This window comes from Streptomyces sp. NPDC059373 (assembly GCF_042751495.1).
Lineage (GTDB): Bacteria > Actinomycetota > Actinomycetes > Streptomycetales > Streptomycetaceae > Actinacidiphila.
Genome location: NZ_JBHYXC010000002.1, coordinates 145,765 through 160,916, shown reverse-complemented (window position 1 = coordinate 160,916; position 15,152 = coordinate 145,765). Strand labels below are relative to the sequence as shown.

The 15,152-nt window shown below is 68.5% G+C and carries 14 protein-coding genes and 1 tRNA gene; 11 read left to right on the top strand and 4 right to left on the bottom strand.

Features of this window, described 5'->3' with window-relative positions; translation table 11 throughout:
* Nucleotides 1-108: 108 nt before the first annotated feature.
* On the bottom strand, nucleotides 109-2,604 hold the full coding sequence (locus tag ACFXJ5_RS04935; protein WP_384626944.1) for a hypothetical protein: 2,496 nt from the start codon (nucleotides 2,602-2,604) through the stop codon (nucleotides 109-111).
* A 221-nt stretch (nucleotides 2,605-2,825) separates the two neighbouring features.
* On the opposite strand from ACFXJ5_RS04935, the gene ACFXJ5_RS04930 reads away from it, so the two are divergent.
* From ACFXJ5_RS04930 to ACFXJ5_RS04915, 4 genes are all read left to right on the top strand, one after another.
* Nucleotides 2,826-2,957: a hypothetical protein gene (locus ACFXJ5_RS04930; protein ID WP_384626941.1), complete on the top strand. Its 132-nt coding sequence runs from the start codon at nucleotides 2,826-2,828 to the stop codon at nucleotides 2,955-2,957.
* Between the two features lie 661 nt (nucleotides 2,958-3,618).
* Nucleotides 3,619-3,996 (top strand): type II toxin-antitoxin system RelE/ParE family toxin, encoded by a 378-nt coding sequence (locus ACFXJ5_RS04925; protein WP_384626938.1) that lies wholly within the window; start codon nucleotides 3,619-3,621, stop codon nucleotides 3,994-3,996.
* On the top strand, nucleotides 3,993-4,331 hold the full coding sequence (locus ACFXJ5_RS04920; protein ID WP_384626935.1) for a multiprotein-bridging factor 1 family protein: 339 nt from the start codon (nucleotides 3,993-3,995) through the stop codon (nucleotides 4,329-4,331). Before ACFXJ5_RS04925 ends, ACFXJ5_RS04920 begins: the two co-directional genes overlap by 4 nt.
* 8 nt (nucleotides 4,332-4,339) lie before the next feature.
* Nucleotides 4,340-4,600 carry a helix-turn-helix domain-containing protein gene (locus ACFXJ5_RS04915; RefSeq protein ID WP_384626933.1) on the top strand — a complete coding sequence of 87 codons (261 nt, stop codon included), beginning with the start codon at nucleotides 4,340-4,342 and terminating at the stop codon, nucleotides 4,598-4,600.
* Nucleotides 4,601-4,694: 94 nt separating this feature from the next.
* Here the strand turns inward: ACFXJ5_RS04915 and ACFXJ5_RS04910 are convergent.
* Nucleotides 4,695-4,768: transfer RNA gene (locus ACFXJ5_RS04910), tRNA-Gly, on the bottom strand.
* Nucleotides 4,769-5,243: 475 nt separating this feature from the next.
* On the opposite strand from ACFXJ5_RS04910, the gene dcd reads away from it, so the two are divergent.
* Together dcd and ACFXJ5_RS04900 are read left to right on the top strand one after the other, a co-directional pair.
* Entirely contained in the window at nucleotides 5,244-5,819 is a 576-nt protein-coding gene (gene dcd, locus ACFXJ5_RS04905; protein WP_384626930.1) for a dCTP deaminase, read from the top strand.
* Between the two features lie 5 nt (nucleotides 5,820-5,824).
* Nucleotides 5,825-6,325, top strand: coding sequence for a phosphoribosyltransferase (locus ACFXJ5_RS04900; protein ID WP_384626927.1), 501 nt, complete (start codon nucleotides 5,825-5,827; stop codon nucleotides 6,323-6,325).
* 72 nt (nucleotides 6,326-6,397) lie between these two features.
* Here ACFXJ5_RS04900 and ACFXJ5_RS04895 read toward each other — a convergent pair whose 3' ends face one another.
* Nucleotides 6,398-7,222 carry a Yip1 family protein gene (locus ACFXJ5_RS04895; RefSeq protein ID WP_384626924.1) on the bottom strand — a complete coding sequence of 275 codons (825 nt, stop codon included), beginning with the start codon at nucleotides 7,220-7,222 and terminating at the stop codon, nucleotides 6,398-6,400.
* Nucleotides 7,223-7,495: 273 nt separating this feature from the next.
* Here ACFXJ5_RS04895 and ACFXJ5_RS04890 point away from each other — a divergent pair, with 273 nt between their 5' ends.
* The gene (locus tag ACFXJ5_RS04890; protein WP_384626921.1) at nucleotides 7,496-8,251 is read left to right on the top strand and encodes a DsbA family protein; all 756 of its coding nucleotides are present in this window, start codon (nucleotides 7,496-7,498) and stop codon (nucleotides 8,249-8,251) included.
* A 68-nt stretch (nucleotides 8,252-8,319) separates the two neighbouring features.
* Here ACFXJ5_RS04890 and ACFXJ5_RS04885 read toward each other — a convergent pair whose 3' ends face one another.
* Complete coding sequence (locus ACFXJ5_RS04885) at nucleotides 8,320-10,581, bottom strand: (Fe-S)-binding protein (protein ID WP_384626918.1); 2,262 nt, start codon at nucleotides 10,579-10,581, stop codon at nucleotides 8,320-8,322.
* A 309-nt stretch (nucleotides 10,582-10,890) separates the two neighbouring features.
* Between ACFXJ5_RS04885 and dnaK the strand changes: the two genes are divergently transcribed.
* From dnaK to ACFXJ5_RS04865, 4 genes are read left to right on the top strand one after another with little or no spacing between them, the layout of a single operon-like run.
* Entirely contained in the window at nucleotides 10,891-12,747 is a 1,857-nt protein-coding gene (dnaK, locus tag ACFXJ5_RS04880) for a molecular chaperone DnaK (RefSeq protein ID WP_384626915.1), read from the top strand.
* Nucleotides 12,744-13,415, top strand: a complete 672-nt coding sequence (gene grpE / locus ACFXJ5_RS04875; RefSeq protein WP_384626912.1) for a nucleotide exchange factor GrpE — start codon at nucleotides 12,744-12,746, stop codon at nucleotides 13,413-13,415. Before dnaK ends, grpE begins: the two co-directional genes overlap by 4 nt.
* A 39-nt stretch (nucleotides 13,416-13,454) precedes the next feature.
* On the top strand, nucleotides 13,455-14,633 hold the full coding sequence (gene dnaJ / locus ACFXJ5_RS04870) for a molecular chaperone DnaJ (protein WP_384626909.1): 1,179 nt from the start codon (nucleotides 13,455-13,457) through the stop codon (nucleotides 14,631-14,633).
* Between the two features lie 19 nt (nucleotides 14,634-14,652).
* Nucleotides 14,653-15,108 (top strand): heat shock protein transcriptional repressor HspR, encoded by a 456-nt coding sequence (locus ACFXJ5_RS04865; RefSeq protein WP_384628308.1) that lies wholly within the window; start codon nucleotides 14,653-14,655, stop codon nucleotides 15,106-15,108.
* Nucleotides 15,109-15,152: the final 44 nt, after the last annotated feature.

The following is a 15,152-nucleotide window of genomic DNA, read 5'->3' as shown; positions in this document are numbered from 1 at the left end:
GTCTCGCGGCGATGTCCGTCTGGTGAGGATGTGGCCCGATGGTGCCGTCGGCAGACGGCAGGCCCGACCGGTCGTGGTCGGGCCTGCCTGCCGTGTGGGCCCTGCGGACTACGTCACGTTGACGTAGTCACCGGTGGCTGAGACTGCCGGGGTGGATGTCGTACCGGGGAAGCTGAAGCGCCAGTAGCCGTCGGTGGACGCGGTGACGGTGGTCTTGAGGGCGCCGGTGGACGAGGACTTGACCGTCTTGACCGTCCTGTAGGTGCTGGTGCCCTTCTTGCGGAACTGGAGCTTCACCGACTGGCCGCCGTATCCGGAGTAGGCGCCTGTGTCGGACTGCCAGTTAGCGCTGGTCAGCTTGCCGGTGACGGTCAGGGTCTTGCCCTTCTTGACCGGCTCCGGGGACGCGTTGGCCGTGAGTGCGGAGTCGCGCTGGACCAGGAGACTCTTCGCGGCGTGCAGATCGCTGTGGCTCACACCGTCGTTCGACCAGGCCCAAGCGGCGACCTTCCACGTGCCGGCAAGGCTGTTGAGGCCCAGGCTGGAGCGCGGCGTGATGTACGCGAGCGTCGTCTCGCAGACCGATGTGGTGGCGGACTGTGCGGTGCACGTCGCCGGCCAGGTGTCGAAGAGAACGCCGCTGGGCGTGCCGTACGAGCCGCGGTACAGGTAGAGACCGCCTTCGGCGATGCCGGACGGGTCGGTGGCGGTGAACTTCGCGCTGAAGTACTGGAGCGCGGCGGTGGTCAGGACGACCGGCTTGCCACTGCCGACCACCACGTTCGAGATCTTCGTCGTGCCGGTCTGTTCGTCGCCCTGGGCGGCTGGGCCGCCGAAGGCGCGGATCACGGTGCGTCGGACACTGCCGCCCTGGTCGTTCACGGCCGTGGCGCGCAGCGATACGTACGACGCGGTCGCGGGGACGGTGAGCGTCGCCGAGACGCCGGTGTCCGTGGTGGTGAGCGGCAGGTCCGTCCAGGTCGCGCCGTCGTCCGTCGAGTACGCGAGACCGGTGACCGTCTCCGTGGCCCCGGCGGAGCCGCGGGTGGTGGCCGTCACGCCGAGGGTCACGGGGTTCGTGCCCGCCGCGTTGCGGGCGTCCAGGCCGGAGGCGGTGACGGCGGTCTCGACCAGGGGCAGTTCCTCGGCGGTGCTCGTGCCGGTGGAGGTGAACGCCCACTCGCTGCGGACCAGTGTGGACAGGCGGGAGTAGCCGACCCTGCGGGTGACGGTGTGCTCAAGCTCGTAGGTGCCGGTGCCGCTCGGGACCGTGGCGGACAGCGTGTCGTACGGGGACAGGCCGCTGGCCGACGCGAGGGTCTCGCCGCCGGAGGTGAGCAGGAAGGACGACTTCGAGCGGTCGTCGGTGCCCGTGTTGCCCGCCGCGTCGCTCGCGGTCTCCGGCTCGTACAGCCTGATCTTCGTGGCACTGCGGACGGAGCCGGAGGGGAACGGGCTCGTGCCGAAGGGGGCGGAGCCCACCGTGGCACCGGCCGTGGTGCCGGCGGACAGCGTACGGTCGGGCAGGTAGAGGCGCTGGTCGCCGGGGCCGTAGGAGAGCAGGCGGGAGTAGGAGACGCCCGGGGTGACGTACTCGGTGGTGGCCGCCGCGGTCTTCACCCAGCTGCCGATGTAAACACCGGTCCATTCGCCCGTGTTGGGCACGGTTTCCAGGTCCGCCCGGATGACGGCGCCCTGCGCCCGGATCGGGGTGCTGGTCTTGGCGAGACTCGCCCTGCTCACGGTCACGATGGGCGAGGAGGGCACGGTCTTCTTGAAGGAGTACGTGAGGTCGTAACGGTAGGGGCTCGGCGCGGAGGCCGAAGAGCCCTTCTTCGTCAGCACGTCATGGATGCGCAGCGCCGTCCCGGTGACCGAGAACGGCGTCGTGTAGACCTTGCTGCTGCCGGCGCCGGCGAAGCCCGCGAGATCACCGCCCGGCACAGAGATCCACACCGCGGCGGCCTCACGCGCGGCGGTGGCGTCATCGGTCCTGACCGCCGTCTCCTTGGCCTTGCTCTGGTCGAAGCGCACTGTGAGAGCTGAGTCTGTGACCGTGAAGGCCCGGGCCAGGAGGTAGCTGGGCTGCTGCCAGTCGCTGTGCAGGGCGACGGCGAAGTAGTCCCCGGGCGGGAGCTCGGCGGTGGCGTCCGGACCGTTGTCGGCGTTGTCCACGGCCACGGAGGACCAGTTGGCGCGGTTCCACAGCGCGACCGTCTTGCTGACGACGTCCGCGTTGGTGACCGTGAACTTCACCTTGTACGTCGTCGTTGCGGCGACCGTCATCGTCGAGAGCGCCCGCCCTTTGGCCGTCGCCACCTCCGTCGCGGCCACCGGCTGCCGCCGGCTCACCGGACGCACACTGATGTCTCCGTCCGTCGACGTGATGGCGTACCGTCCTGTGCTCCGGCCGTTCTGCGCCGTCACGCCGACGTTCTTGCCGTCGACCAGTCCTACCCGTTCACCCGTGGCGAGCCGCACGGTGCCCCCGGCGCCCTTCGCATGCCCGACGGTGCCGACCACCCCCTGGTCGTCCCCCGGCGCCGCGCGATCCGCGGCCGAACTGCTTCCGGTGCCGGTCACGACCAGCGCCGAGGCCGCCATCACGGCCCCCGCCAGTGCGAGAAGCCCCGATGCGCGGAGCCTTGTGCGGCCGTTGCGCCCGGTACGCCTTGTGCGTCTTATGTCTTCGGCAATCGGCATCGCGCCGTTCCCCCTCCACCCCTCGGGCTCGACTTGACGCGAACCCGTCAGTAGATACCTTAGAGCCCTAAGCGCAGGCGTCGAACGGCTCTACGACTGCGGCATCCGGCAAGGCGGTTGCAGTGGCCGCTGGGGCGACCGCGCTGATCACCTGGAATCTTGATGACTTCCCCGCCGGCGAACTCGCGGCGCGCGGCGTACGCGTTCTCGACCCGGACACCTATCTGTGCGAGCTGCATGGCGAGTTGCCTTAGGAAGTGTCCGACGCTGTCGTCCTGCTGGCTGCCGAAAAACGCAACCCACCGATGACAGCGCATGACGCGATCACTCGCCTGGGGAAGGCGGGACTTCCTCGCTTCGCCGACCTCTTGCTGCGAACGGTGGACCTGAGCCCGTGACTGCCGCCCCGCCCTTTTCCAGTGGTGCGCAAGTGGTGCGATGGCTTCGATAGGTCTAGACAATAAACAAGCCCCAGGCCGCTGACCTAGGACTTCATTGTGGAGCGGGAGACGGGAATCGAACCCGCGCTCTGAGCTTGGGAATCACAGGTCCTTCGGGTCGGGGGATGATTTTGACCTGCGGAAACAACTACGTGTGCCTGGCTGCGTGGCCTCGTGGGCTGACCGCTGTTGACCGTGGTGCCCCGTCCTATCTGGCACGGATCTGGCACGAGCGTCCGCTCTCCTTGTCCGTTGCCGGAGTCGGCCTTTTAGCAACGCGGCGGATCCGGACGGTCTGACGATTTCAGTGGCGGATCCGGCACTGCCGGATTGCTTCGGCCCTGTCGCCCACCGCCCGGGGGCCGCGCCGCGGATGCGATCCGAGGCTCGGAGGTGATGGGCTGGCGCTCCGGCCGGGCGTGGCTTGGTTGGGGCGGCTTCGCCCATACCGTATTTGTGATATACGATCCCTGGTATGGGCGAGTTGTACGTGGTCGAGATCGAGCCGGAGGTGCGGCAATGGCTCGCCAACCTGTCGCCGCAGCACTATCGGCAGGTCGAGGAGAAGGCCGAGCTTCTGGCCGAGCGGCCGACGACGCTGGGTGAACCCCATTCCCGTTATCTGGGTGGCGGCGTGCGGGAACTGCGCCTGAGCCTGAGTGGTGACGCCATGCGGATCTCGTACTGGCTCGCTCCCGGGCAGCGGATCGTGTTGCTGACGGTTTTCCGTAAGACGAAGATGCGTGAGGATGCCGAGGTGAAGCGGGCAAGGCAGGCCAAGCAGCTGTGCGAGGCGGAGCATCCGGCTGCCCACGAGACGTACAGTCGAGAGGCACACGAGGAGGAACGATGAACCACGCACGCTGGAAGCTGGCCCGTGAGCGGCAGCTGGCCGAGGGGTACACCGAACCCCCCGAGGTGACACTGGAGCGCGAGCAGATCCGGCTTGCCATGGCGCTCGGCCAGCTTGTCTACGACCGGCGTACCGAACTGGGTCTTTCCCAGGAGGATTTGGCGCGTCGGCTCGGTACCTCGGCCGACGAGGTCGACCGCATTGAGGTCGGAGGAGCACTGCCGGTCACTTCGGACTTGCTCGCCCGGCTGGCTGCGGCACTGGAGGTGGGCGTGGATGTGCACCTGGCTCCGTCGGGTGGCACCGCCGTGTCCTTCGACACGCACGCCGCGTAGGGGGCACGGTGGACTATGCGCAGCGTCTGGCTGACGGAGTACGCGCGAGGCGTCGGCAACTTGGCATTTCACAAAGCGAGCTCGCCCGACGGGCGGGCATGACCCAACCCGGGATCTCGCGTATAGAGCTGGGTGGCACCACCCCGACCTTGCCGCTGCTCTCGCGGCTGGCCCAGGCGATGGAGTCCGACCTGGACATTCACGTCGCCCCCGAGCGCGGCGAGGTCATCGTTCGCTTCACGCCGCGCCGTACGCAGGAAGCGGCCTGAAAGGGATCCCGCCTTCTGGCACGGATCTGGCACGAGCGTGAGAATAGGTCTAGACAATAAATCAGCCCCGGGTCTTTGACCTGGGGCTATGCATTGGAGCGGGTGACGGGAATCGAACCCGCGCTCTGAGCTTGGGAAGCTCATGTTCTACCATTAAACTACACCCGCGAAGATCGCCCTGGGGGCGGTTCATCGTCGCACACTGTACCTCATGGCAGGCCCCGGACGCATGCGTCGAGGGGCCTTTGTGCTGTGGGGGAGTGGGTGCGGGGAGGGTGGGGTGGGGCGTAGGTTGGGGGCGATTTCCTGGTGCGGGTGGGCGCGGAGTGCCGCGTGTGGGGTGGGTGGTTGATCCCCTAATGTGGCTTTCGTCGTTGGCGTGCAGGGAAGGGGAGCGATGGATCGCACCGTCGTTCGTTGTGCCGAGGGGCACGTGTTCAGCACCACTACGTTTCCGATGCAGAACCTCGGGGCCGACCGGCTGGGGCCGGGACGGTTGATCCGGTGTCCGGGGTGTGCGCGGTTGAGGAGTGCGGTGCCGGTGGATGTGCGGGAGCCGCAGAAGTAGAAGTAGGAGCGGGCGGGGCGCGCGGCGTCGGGGTGGATTCGGCCCGGGCCGCGTGGTCCGCGTAACCTTCGTTGCGTGCTTCTCTCTGACAAGGACATCCGGACCGAGATCGACAGCGGACGGGTGCGCGTGGACCCGTATGAGCCGTCGATGGTGCAGCCGTCGAGCATTGATGTCCGGCTGGACCGGTTCTTCAGGGTGTTCGAGAACCACCGGTACCCGCACATCGATCCGGCGGTCGAGCAGCCGGACCTGACGCGGCTGGTGGAGCCGGAGGGGGATGACGCGTTCATTCTGCATCCGGGTGAGTTCGTGCTGGCGTCGACGTACGAGGTCATCTCGCTGCCGGACGATGTCGCGTCGCGGCTGGAGGGCAAGAGCTCGCTGGGCCGGCTGGGGCTGCTGACGCACTCGACGGCGGGGTTCATCGACCCGGGGTTCTCCGGGCATGTGACGCTGGAGCTGTCGAATGTGGCGACCCTGCCGATCAAGCTGTGGCCGGGGATGAAGATCGGGCAGCTGTGCCTGTTCCGGCTGACGTCGCCGGCGGAGTTCCCGTACGGGTCGGACAAGTACGGGTCGCGGTATCAGGGGCAGCGGGGACCGACGCCGTCGCGGTCGTTCATGAACTTCCACCGGACGCAGGTGTGACGCGCATGGGGTCGGAGGCGCGGGAGAACCTGACGTACGAGGGCTTCGGCGGGGCCGTGCGCGACCTGGCGCAGACGATCGCGGACGACGGCTACGAGCCGGACATAGTGCTGTCGATCGCGCGGGGCGGGGTCTTCGTGGCGGGCGGACTGGCGTACGCGCTGGACTGCAAGAACATCCACCTCGTGAACGTCGAGTTCTACACGGGCGTCGGGACGACGCTGGAGATGCCGGTGATGCTGGCGCCGGTGCCGAACGCGATCGACTTCTCGCGCAAGAAGGTGCTGATCGCCGACGACGTGGCGGACACCGGGAAGACTCTGAAGCTGGTGCGCGACTTCTGCGTGGATCAGGTCGCGGACGTGCGCAGCGCGGTGATCTACGAGAAGACGCAGTCGCTGGTGAAGTGCGAGTACGTGTGGAAGCGGACCGACGACTGGATCAACTTCCCGTGGAGTGTCGAACCGCCGGTCGTGCGGCGCCAGGGGCAGGTGCTCGACGCGTAGGCGTCGGTCGGTCGGTACAGACGCTTGGTAAGGGGCGCTCTCCTTTGAGGGCGCCCCTTACGTACGTTCGGATCAGATCACCGGGAGCTTGAAGAGCACCAGCAGCGCGATCAGCTGGATGGAGGCCGCGCCCAGGGCCTTGGGCCAGGGGAGGTCGTGGGACTTGCTGACCATGGAGGTCAGGAGGGCGGCGCCGGCGAGCCAGGTGATCCAGCCGAGGACCTGGACGAAGCTGTTGGCGCTGCCGAGGAAGAGGGCGAAGAACAGGCGGGGGGCGTCGGTGAGGGAGGTGATGAGCATCGCGAGGCCGATGGTGGGGGCCCAGGCGCCGTCGCCGCCGAACTGGCGGGCGAGGGCGTTGGTGACGGCGCCGAGCATGAGGCCGCTGAGGATGACGGCGATGGCGGTGCAGATCACCCAGGGGATGCTGTTGGACATGGTGGCGTTGAGCACGTCCTGGCGGGCCGCGTCGAAGCCGAAGACGGCGAGCAGGCCGTAGAGGAAGGTGACGGTGAGCGCCGGGCCCCAGACCTGGTAGTCGCGCATCTGCCAGAAGGTGGCGGCCGGGCGCAGCACGATGCCGCTGATCAGCTGCTTCCAGGGCAGGCGCGGGCCGGTCGGAGGGGCGGTGGTCTGGCCGGCGCGGTACGTGGCGACGTGGTCCTGGCCGCCCGACTGCTGGGCGGCGTCGGGGGCGCCGCCGAGGGTGAAGGCGCGGGTGTGGCCGGGGTTGTCGTTGTACGAGGGCGCGGGGGCGGGCCCCGGGGTACCGAAGTACTCGGGCTCGCCTTCTCCGGCGGCGGGGGCGTATCCGTAGCCGGAGCCGTACGGGGGCTGCTGCTGCGGTTGCCCGTAGGTCTGCTGCTGCCCGTACGGCTGCGTGTTCTGCGGTTGCACGTCCCGGTCCCGTCCGCGTCTGTTCCTGAATCCAGCCACGTACTCGAAATTACCCGGTCCGGGTCGGTGGGGGAGCGGCCCCTCGCCCACCTGGAGGCTTTGCTGCCAACCTGTGACAGATCCGGGCCGGCTGCGGGGGACGGGGGGTGCGGGGCGGCGATGGGTTGTCCCGGACCATTTGGTTGCACGGGAGGCGGAAGTTCTTCGGGTTGGCTACTGGGGCCCGTCAGCCCATAGCGTTCATGCCAACGAGCAATCGGAAGGGACCATTTCATGGCTGTACGAACCGCCGGGCGAGCCGCTGTCGCCGCTGCCGCCGCCGTGCTGATCACGCTGACGGTGACGTCCTGCGACCCGCTGGGTGCGGTGACGGACTCCGGCTCCAAGGCCACTCCGTCCTCCACGGTCTCGGCCACGGGCGGCCCAGAGCTGTCCGACCCCGCCGTGCTCGCGGCGATACCGGCGAAGCTCAGCTCCGACGGCACGACGATCACCGTCGGTCAGGCGTCCGCGAAGAACACGGTCCAGGTCTACGAGGATCTGCGCTGCCCCATCTGCAAGAGCTTCGAGACCGCCTCCGGCCCGACCCTCGCCTCCCTCGCGAAGTCCGGCAAGGTCAAGATCCAGTACACCCTCGCCTCCTTCCTGGACGGCAACCTCGGCGGCAATGGCTCCAAGCGCGCCGCCAACGCGCTGCGCGCCTCGCTGGAGCAGGGCAAGTTCGTTCCGTACCACGAGGCGCTGTACGCCAACCAGCCCGACGAGTCCGTGGACGGCTTCACCGCCGACTTCCTGCTGAGCATCGCGAGCAAGGTCGACGGACTGCGCGGCACGGCCTTCGACGCCGCCGTGCAGAAGGGCACGTACGACAGCTTCGTCAAGCAGTCCGAGAAGGCCTTCGAGTCGAGCGGCGCCCAGGGCACTCCGTACGTGAAGATCAACGGCAAGGAGGTGGCCTCGACGGACTCCTCGAAGCTGCACGACGCGGCGCAGTTCGCGCAGCTGCTGAAGCAGTACGGAGTCAAGTAGCGGGCCGCGTACGGAACGCGTGAGGCCGGCCCGGACGCATCCGGGCCGGCCTCGACGTATGGGTACCGCTACTTCACCGGCTCGGGCTCCGAGTCCGCGTTGGACTGGGGGGCGGCCTCGGCCGGGGTCCTGACCGACTCGAGCAGGAGCTGGGAGACGTCCACGACCTGGAGCGACTCCTTCGCCTGGCCGTCGTTCTTCTTGCCGTTGACGGAGTCGGACAGCATGACGAGGCAGAAGGGGCAGGCGGTGGAGACGATGTCCGGGTTGAGGGACAGCGCCTCGTCCACGCGCTCGTTGTTGACGCGCTTGCCGATCCGCTCCTCCATCCACATCCTGGCGCCGCCCGCGCCGCAGCAGAAACCGCGCTCCTTGTGGCGGTGCATCTCCTCGTTGCGCAGGCCCGGCACCGAGGCGATGATCTCGCGCGGCGGTGTGTAGACCTTGTTGTGGCGGCCCAGGTAGCAGGGGTCGTGGTAGGTGATCAGACCCTCGACCGGGGTGACCGGGACGAGCTTGCCCTCGTCGACGAGGTGCTGGAGCAGCTGGGTGTGGTGGACGACCTCGTACTCGCCGCCGAGCTGCGGGTATTCGTTGGCGATGGTGTTGAAGCAGTGCGGGCAGGTCGCGACGATCTTCTTCTTGGCCTTGGGGAGCTTGGTGCTCTCGTCCTCGTCGTCCTCGCCGAAGGCCATGTTGAGCATGGCGACGTTTTCCTGGCCGAGCTGCTGGAAGAGGAACTCGTTGCCCAGGCGGCGGGCGGAGTCACCGGTGCAGTTCTCCTCGCCGCCCATGATCGCGAACTTCACGCCCGCGATGTTGAGCAGCTCGGCGAAGGCCTTGGTGGTCTTCTTGGCCCGGTCCTCCAGGGAGCCGGCGCAGCCGACCCAGTACAGGTACTCGACCTCGCTGAGGTCCTCGATGTCCTCGCCGACGACCGGGACCTCGAAGTCGACCTCCTTGACCCAGGCCAGGCGCTGCTTCTTGGGCAGGCCCCAGGGGTTGCCCTTCTTCTCCAGGTTCTTGAGCATCGTGCCGGCCTCGCTCGGGAACGAGGACTCGATCATCACCTGGTAGCGGCGCATGTCGACGATGTGGTCGATGTGCTCGATGTCCACCGGGCACTGCTCGACGCAGGCGCCGCAGGTGGTGCAGGACCACAGCACGTCGGGGTCGATGACCCCGTTCTCCTCGGCCGTGCCGATCAGCGGGCGCTCGGCCTCGGCGAGGGCGGCCGCCGGGACGCCGGCGAGCTGCTCCGGCGTGGCCTTCTCCTCGCCCTCGGCGTCCTTGCCGCCGCCGGCGAGCAGGTAGGGCGCCTTGGCGTGGGCGTGGTCGCGCAAGCTCATGATCAGCAGCTTCGGCGAGAGCGGCTTGCCGGTGTTCCAGGCGGGGCACTGCGACTGGCAGCGGCCGCACTCCGTACAGGTGGAGAAGTCGAGGATGCCCTTCCAGGAGAAGTGCTCGACCTGCGAGACGCCGAACTGGTCGTCCTCGCCCGGGTCCTCGAAGTTGATCGGCACCCCGGCCGACACCATCGGCTGCAGCGCGCCGAGCGCGGTCGCGCCGGACTCCTCGCGCTTGAACCAGATGTTGGGGAAGGCCAGGAAGCGGTGCCAGGCCACGCCCATGTTGGTGTTCAGCGCGACCGTGATCGCCCAGGTCATGGTGACGCCGAGCTTGATCATCGCGACGAGGTAGACCAGGTTCTGCAGCGTCCCGGTGCTCAGTCCGTGGAAGGCGGCGACCAGCGGGTACGAGGCGAAGTACGCGGCCTCGTAGTGGTCCACGCCGTGCAGCGCGCCCTCCAGGCCCCGGAGCGTCACGATGGCCAGGCCGATGACGAGGATGACGTACTCGACGAAGTACGCCTGCCAGGCCTTCGACCCCGCGAAGCGGGACTTGCGGCCGGCGCGGGAGGGCAGGCTCAGCAGCCGGATCCCGATCAGCACCAGGATGCCGACGGTCGTGGCCAGCGCGATGAACTCGGTGTACACCTCGTACGGCAGGAAGTCGCCGAGCACCGGCAGCGTCCAGTCGGCCTTGAACAGCTGGCCGTACGCGGTGACGATCGTCAGCCCGAGCGTCAGGAAGCCCACGGCCACGAACCAGTGCGCGACGCCGACGACGCCCCACCGGTTCATCCGGGTGTGCCCGACGAACTCCTTGGCGAGCGTCTTGCTGCGCTGCACCGGGTTGCCCGTGCGCGCGCCTGCCGGGGTGGGCCGGCCGAGCTTCACGAACCGGTAGATCTGCGCGACGGCGCGGCTGATGAGCGCAACGCCGACCGCGGTGAGGACCAGCGACACGATGATCGCGGCGAGTTGCATTACGGGGCTCCTCGGACCTGCGAGAGCGGTACTTACGGTCGTTCTTACTAAGCAGTAACTTATCCAGTTTCCACGAGATTATCGTCTTCCCCCAGCCACCAGAAGCCGCCCTGCCGGTGATCTGCGTCGCCTGTACGACCCGTTATCGGGCCCCGGAGGCCCTCGCGGTGCCTCTGACCTGCGACTAAGCTACTTATGCGCCCCTTACGCGGAGGAAGGTTGAGTCTGGAGGGCTCAGGCCTTTTGACACCGGCGAACCGGTGAGGCACTCTTGAGCCAGTTCCACTCAAGTCGCTGGAGGATTCCAAAATGGCACGTGCGGTCGGCATCGACCTGGGCACGACTAACTCCGTCGTCAGCGTTCTGGAAGGCGGCGAGCCCACCGTCATCACCAACGCCGAGGGCGCCAGGACCACGCCTTCCGTCGTCGCCTTCGCCAAGAACGGCGAGGTGCTGGTCGGCGAGGTCGCCAAGCGCCAGGCGGTAACGAACGTCGACAGGACCATCCGGTCGGTCAAGCGCCACATGGGCACCGACTGGAAGATCAACCTGGACGGCAAGGACTTCAACCCGCAGCAGATCTCCGCGTTCATCCTGCAGAAGCTGAAGCGGGACGCCGAGGCCTACCTGGGCGAGAAGGTCACCGACGCGGTCATCACCGTGCCGGCGTACTTCAACGACTCGGAGCGCCAGGCGACCAAGGAGGCCGGCGAGATCGCGGGTCTCAACGTTCTGCGTATTGTCAATGAGCCGACGGCGGCCGCCCTCGCCTACGGCCTCGACAAGGACGACCAGACCATTCTCGTCTTCGACCTCGGTGGCGGCACCTTCGACGTGTCCCTCCTGGAGATCGGTGACGGCGTCGTCGAGGTGAAGGCCACCAACGGTGACAACCACCTCGGCGGTGACGACTGGGACCAGCGCGTCGTCGACTTCCTGGTGAAGCAGTTCCACTCCGGCCACGGCGTGGACCTCTCCAAGGACAAGATGGCGCTGCAGCGCCTGCGTGAGGCCGCCGAGAAGGCGAAGATCGAGCTGTCCTCGTCCACCGAGACCTCGATCAACCTGCCCTACATCACGGCTTCCGCCGAGGGCCCGCTGCACCTGGACGAGAAACTCACCCGCGCCCAGTTCCAGCAGCTGACCGCGGACCTGCTCGACCGCTGCAAGACCCCGTTCCACAACGTCATCAAGGACGCCGGCATCCAGCTGTCCGAGATCGACCACGTGGTCCTGGTCGGCGGCTCGACCCGGATGCCCGCCGTCGCCGAGCTCGTCAAGGAGCTGACCGGCGGTCAGGACGCCAACAAGGGCGTCAACCCGGACGAGGTCGTCGCCATCGGCGCCGCGCTTCAGGCCGGTGTGCTCAAGGGCGAGGTCAAGGACGTCCTGCTGCTCGACGTCACCCCGCTGTCCCTCGGTATCGAGACCAAGGGCGGCATCATGACCAAGCTGATCGAGCGCAACACGACCATCCCGACCAAGCGCTCCGAGATCTTCACGACGGCCGAGGACAACCAGCCGTCCGTGCAGATCCAGGTCTACCAGGGCGAGCGCGAGATCGCGGCGTACAACAAGAAGCTCGGCATGTTCGAGCTGACCGGCCTCCCGCCGGCCCCCCGCGGCGTCCCGCAGATCGAGGTCACCTTCGACATCGACGCCAACGGCATCATGCACGTCGGCGCCAAGGATCTCGGCACTGGCAAGGAGCAGCGGATGACCGTCACCGGCGGCTCGGCGCTGCCGAAGGACGACATCGACCGCATGATGCGCGAGGCCGAGCAGTACGCGGACGAGGACCACAAGCGCCGCGAGGCCGCCGAGACCCGCAACCAGGCCGAGCAGCTCGTCTACCAGACCGAGAAGTTCATCGCCGACAACGCGGACAAGGTCCCCGGTGACGTCAAGGCCGAGGTCGAGACCTCGATCGCGGACCTCAAGGAGAAGCTGAAGGGCGACGACACCGGCGCCATTCGCGAGGCCACCGAGAAGGTCGCCGCCACCAGCCAGAAGCTGGGCCAGGCGCTCTACGCCAACGCCCAGTCCGAGGGTGCGGGCGCGGCCGGCGCCGGTTCGGCCGACGCGGGCGCCCAGCAGGCCGCCGCTGAGGACGACGTCGTGGACGCCGAGATCGTCGACGAGGACAAGAAGGACGGTGCCGCGTGACGGAGGAGACCCAGGGCTTCGACCACAACCAGGAGCCTGATGTCCCCTCTGCCGACGCCGCGGAATCCGTAACGAACGACGCGGCGCAGGGCGCCGGGCCCGCCGACCAGGCGGGCCCGGGCGCCCCGGCCGGGGACGCAAGTTCCACTGCCGGTACCACGGCCACAGCCCTGCAGGCGCAGCTGGACCAGGCCCGTACCGCGCTCGGCGAGCGCACCGCGGACCTCCAGCGGCTCCAGGCCGAGTACCAGAACTACCGTCGCCGGGTGGAGCGGGACCGTATCGCGGTCCGGGAGATCGCCATCGCGAACCTCCTGACCGAACTGCTCCCGGTCCTCGACGACATCGGCCGGGCGCGGGATCACGGCGAGCTGGTCGGCGGCTTCAAGTCCGTCGGCGAGTCGCTGGAGACCGTGGCCGCCAAGCTGGGCCTGCAGCAGTTCGGCAAGGAGGGCGAGCCCTTCGACCCGCTGGTGCACGAGGCCCTGATGCACAGTTACTCGCCGGACGTCACCCAGACCACCTGCGTGCAAGTCCTCCAGCCCGGGTATCGCATCGGTGAACGCACCATCCGCCCCGCGCGGGTGGCGGTCGCCGAGCCCCAGCCGGGGGCGCAGAAGGCCGATGAGACGTCCGAAGAGGAGAACGGTGGCCCCGAACAGGGCTGACGCGTCACACGCAGGAAGCAGGAAGGAGGGACGTCGAGGATGAGCATCAGCAGGGACCTGCTGGAGAAAGATCTTTACAAGGTCCTCGGCGTCCCGAAGGACGCCACCGAGGCCGAGATCAAAAAGGCGTACCGCAAGCTCGCCCGGGAGTTCCACCCGGACGCGAACAAGGGCGACGCCAAGGCCGAGGAGCGTTTCAAGGAGATCTCCGAGGCCAACGACGTCCTGTCGGACACCAAGCGCCGCAAGGAGTACGACGAGGGCCGCGCCCTCTTCGGCAGCGGCGGCTTCGGCCGTCCCGGCCAGGGGCCCGGCGGCTTCAGCGGTGGCTTCGACCTGGGCGACCTCTTCGGTGGCAGCCAGGGCGGCGGCGGCACGGCGGGCGGCGGCTTCGGCGGCGGCCTCGGCGATGTCTTCGGCGGCCTGTTCAACCGCGGCCCCGGACGCGTCCAGCCGCGCCGTGGCCAGGACATCGAGACCGAGGTGACGCTCAGCTTCACCGAGGCCGTGGACGGCGCGACCGTGCCGCTGCGGATGTCCAGCCAGGCCCCCTGCAAGGCCTGCGCCGGCACCGGCGACACCAACGGCACGCCCCGCGTGTGCCCCACCTGCGTCGGCACCGGCCAGGTCTCGCGCGGCGGCGGCGGTGGCTTCTCCCTCACCGACCCCTGCGTCGACTGCAAGGGCCGGGGCCTCATCGCCCAGAACCCCTGCGACGTCTGCAAGGGCAGTGGCCGGGCCCGCTCCTCCCGCACCATGCAGGTCCGCATCCCGGCCGGCGTGACGGACAACCAGAAGATCCGCCTGCGCGGCAAGGGTGCCCCCGGCGAGACCGGCGGCCCGTCGGGTGACCTGTACGTGATGATCCACGTCGACCCGCACCCCGTGTTCGGCCGCAAGGGCGACAACCTCACGGTCACCGTCCCGGTCTCCTTCACGGAGGCGGCCCTCGGCGGCGAGATCCAGGTCCCCACCCTCGGCGGCCCCCCGGTGCGGCTCAAGCTGCCCCCGGGCACCCCCAACGGCCGTACGCTGCGCGCCCGCGGCAAGGGCGCCGTGCGCAAGGACGGCACCCGGGGCGACCTTCTCGTCACCGTCGAGGTCGCCGTCCCGCCGGCCAGCGAGGGCAAGGCCCTGGACGCCCTGGAGGCGTACCGGAACGCGACCTCGGACTTCGATCCACGGGCAGAGCTGTTCAAGGCCGCGAAGGGAGCCTGACGTCATGAGCATGGACGGCATGGACGGCATCGGCGGTGTCAGGGGGCGTAACCCCTATGAACTGACCGAGGAATCGCCGGTCTACGTCATCTCGGTGGCCGCCCAGCTCTCAGGCCTCCATCCCCAGACCCTCCGCCAGTACGACCGCCTCGGCCTGGTCTCCCCCGGCCGCACCGCCGGCCGTGGCCGCCGCTACTCCGCCCGCGACATCCAGCTGCTGCGTGAAGTGCAGCGGTTGTCGCAGGACGAGGGCATCAACCTCGCCGGCATCAAGCGCATCATCGAGCTCGAGAACCAGGTCGCCGCCCTCCAGGACCGCGTCGCCGAGCTCGCCGCCGCCGTGGAGGGTGCCGCCGCCGCCCTCCAACAGCGCGAGGCCCAGGTCCATGCCTCGTACCGGCGCGACCTGGTCCCGTACCAGGACGTCCAGCAGACCAGCGCGCTGGTGGTGTGGCGGCCCAAGCGGCCGGAGTAGCCACTCCTGCACAGCCGTTCTCAGCGCGGAGCAGTCAGGCCCGT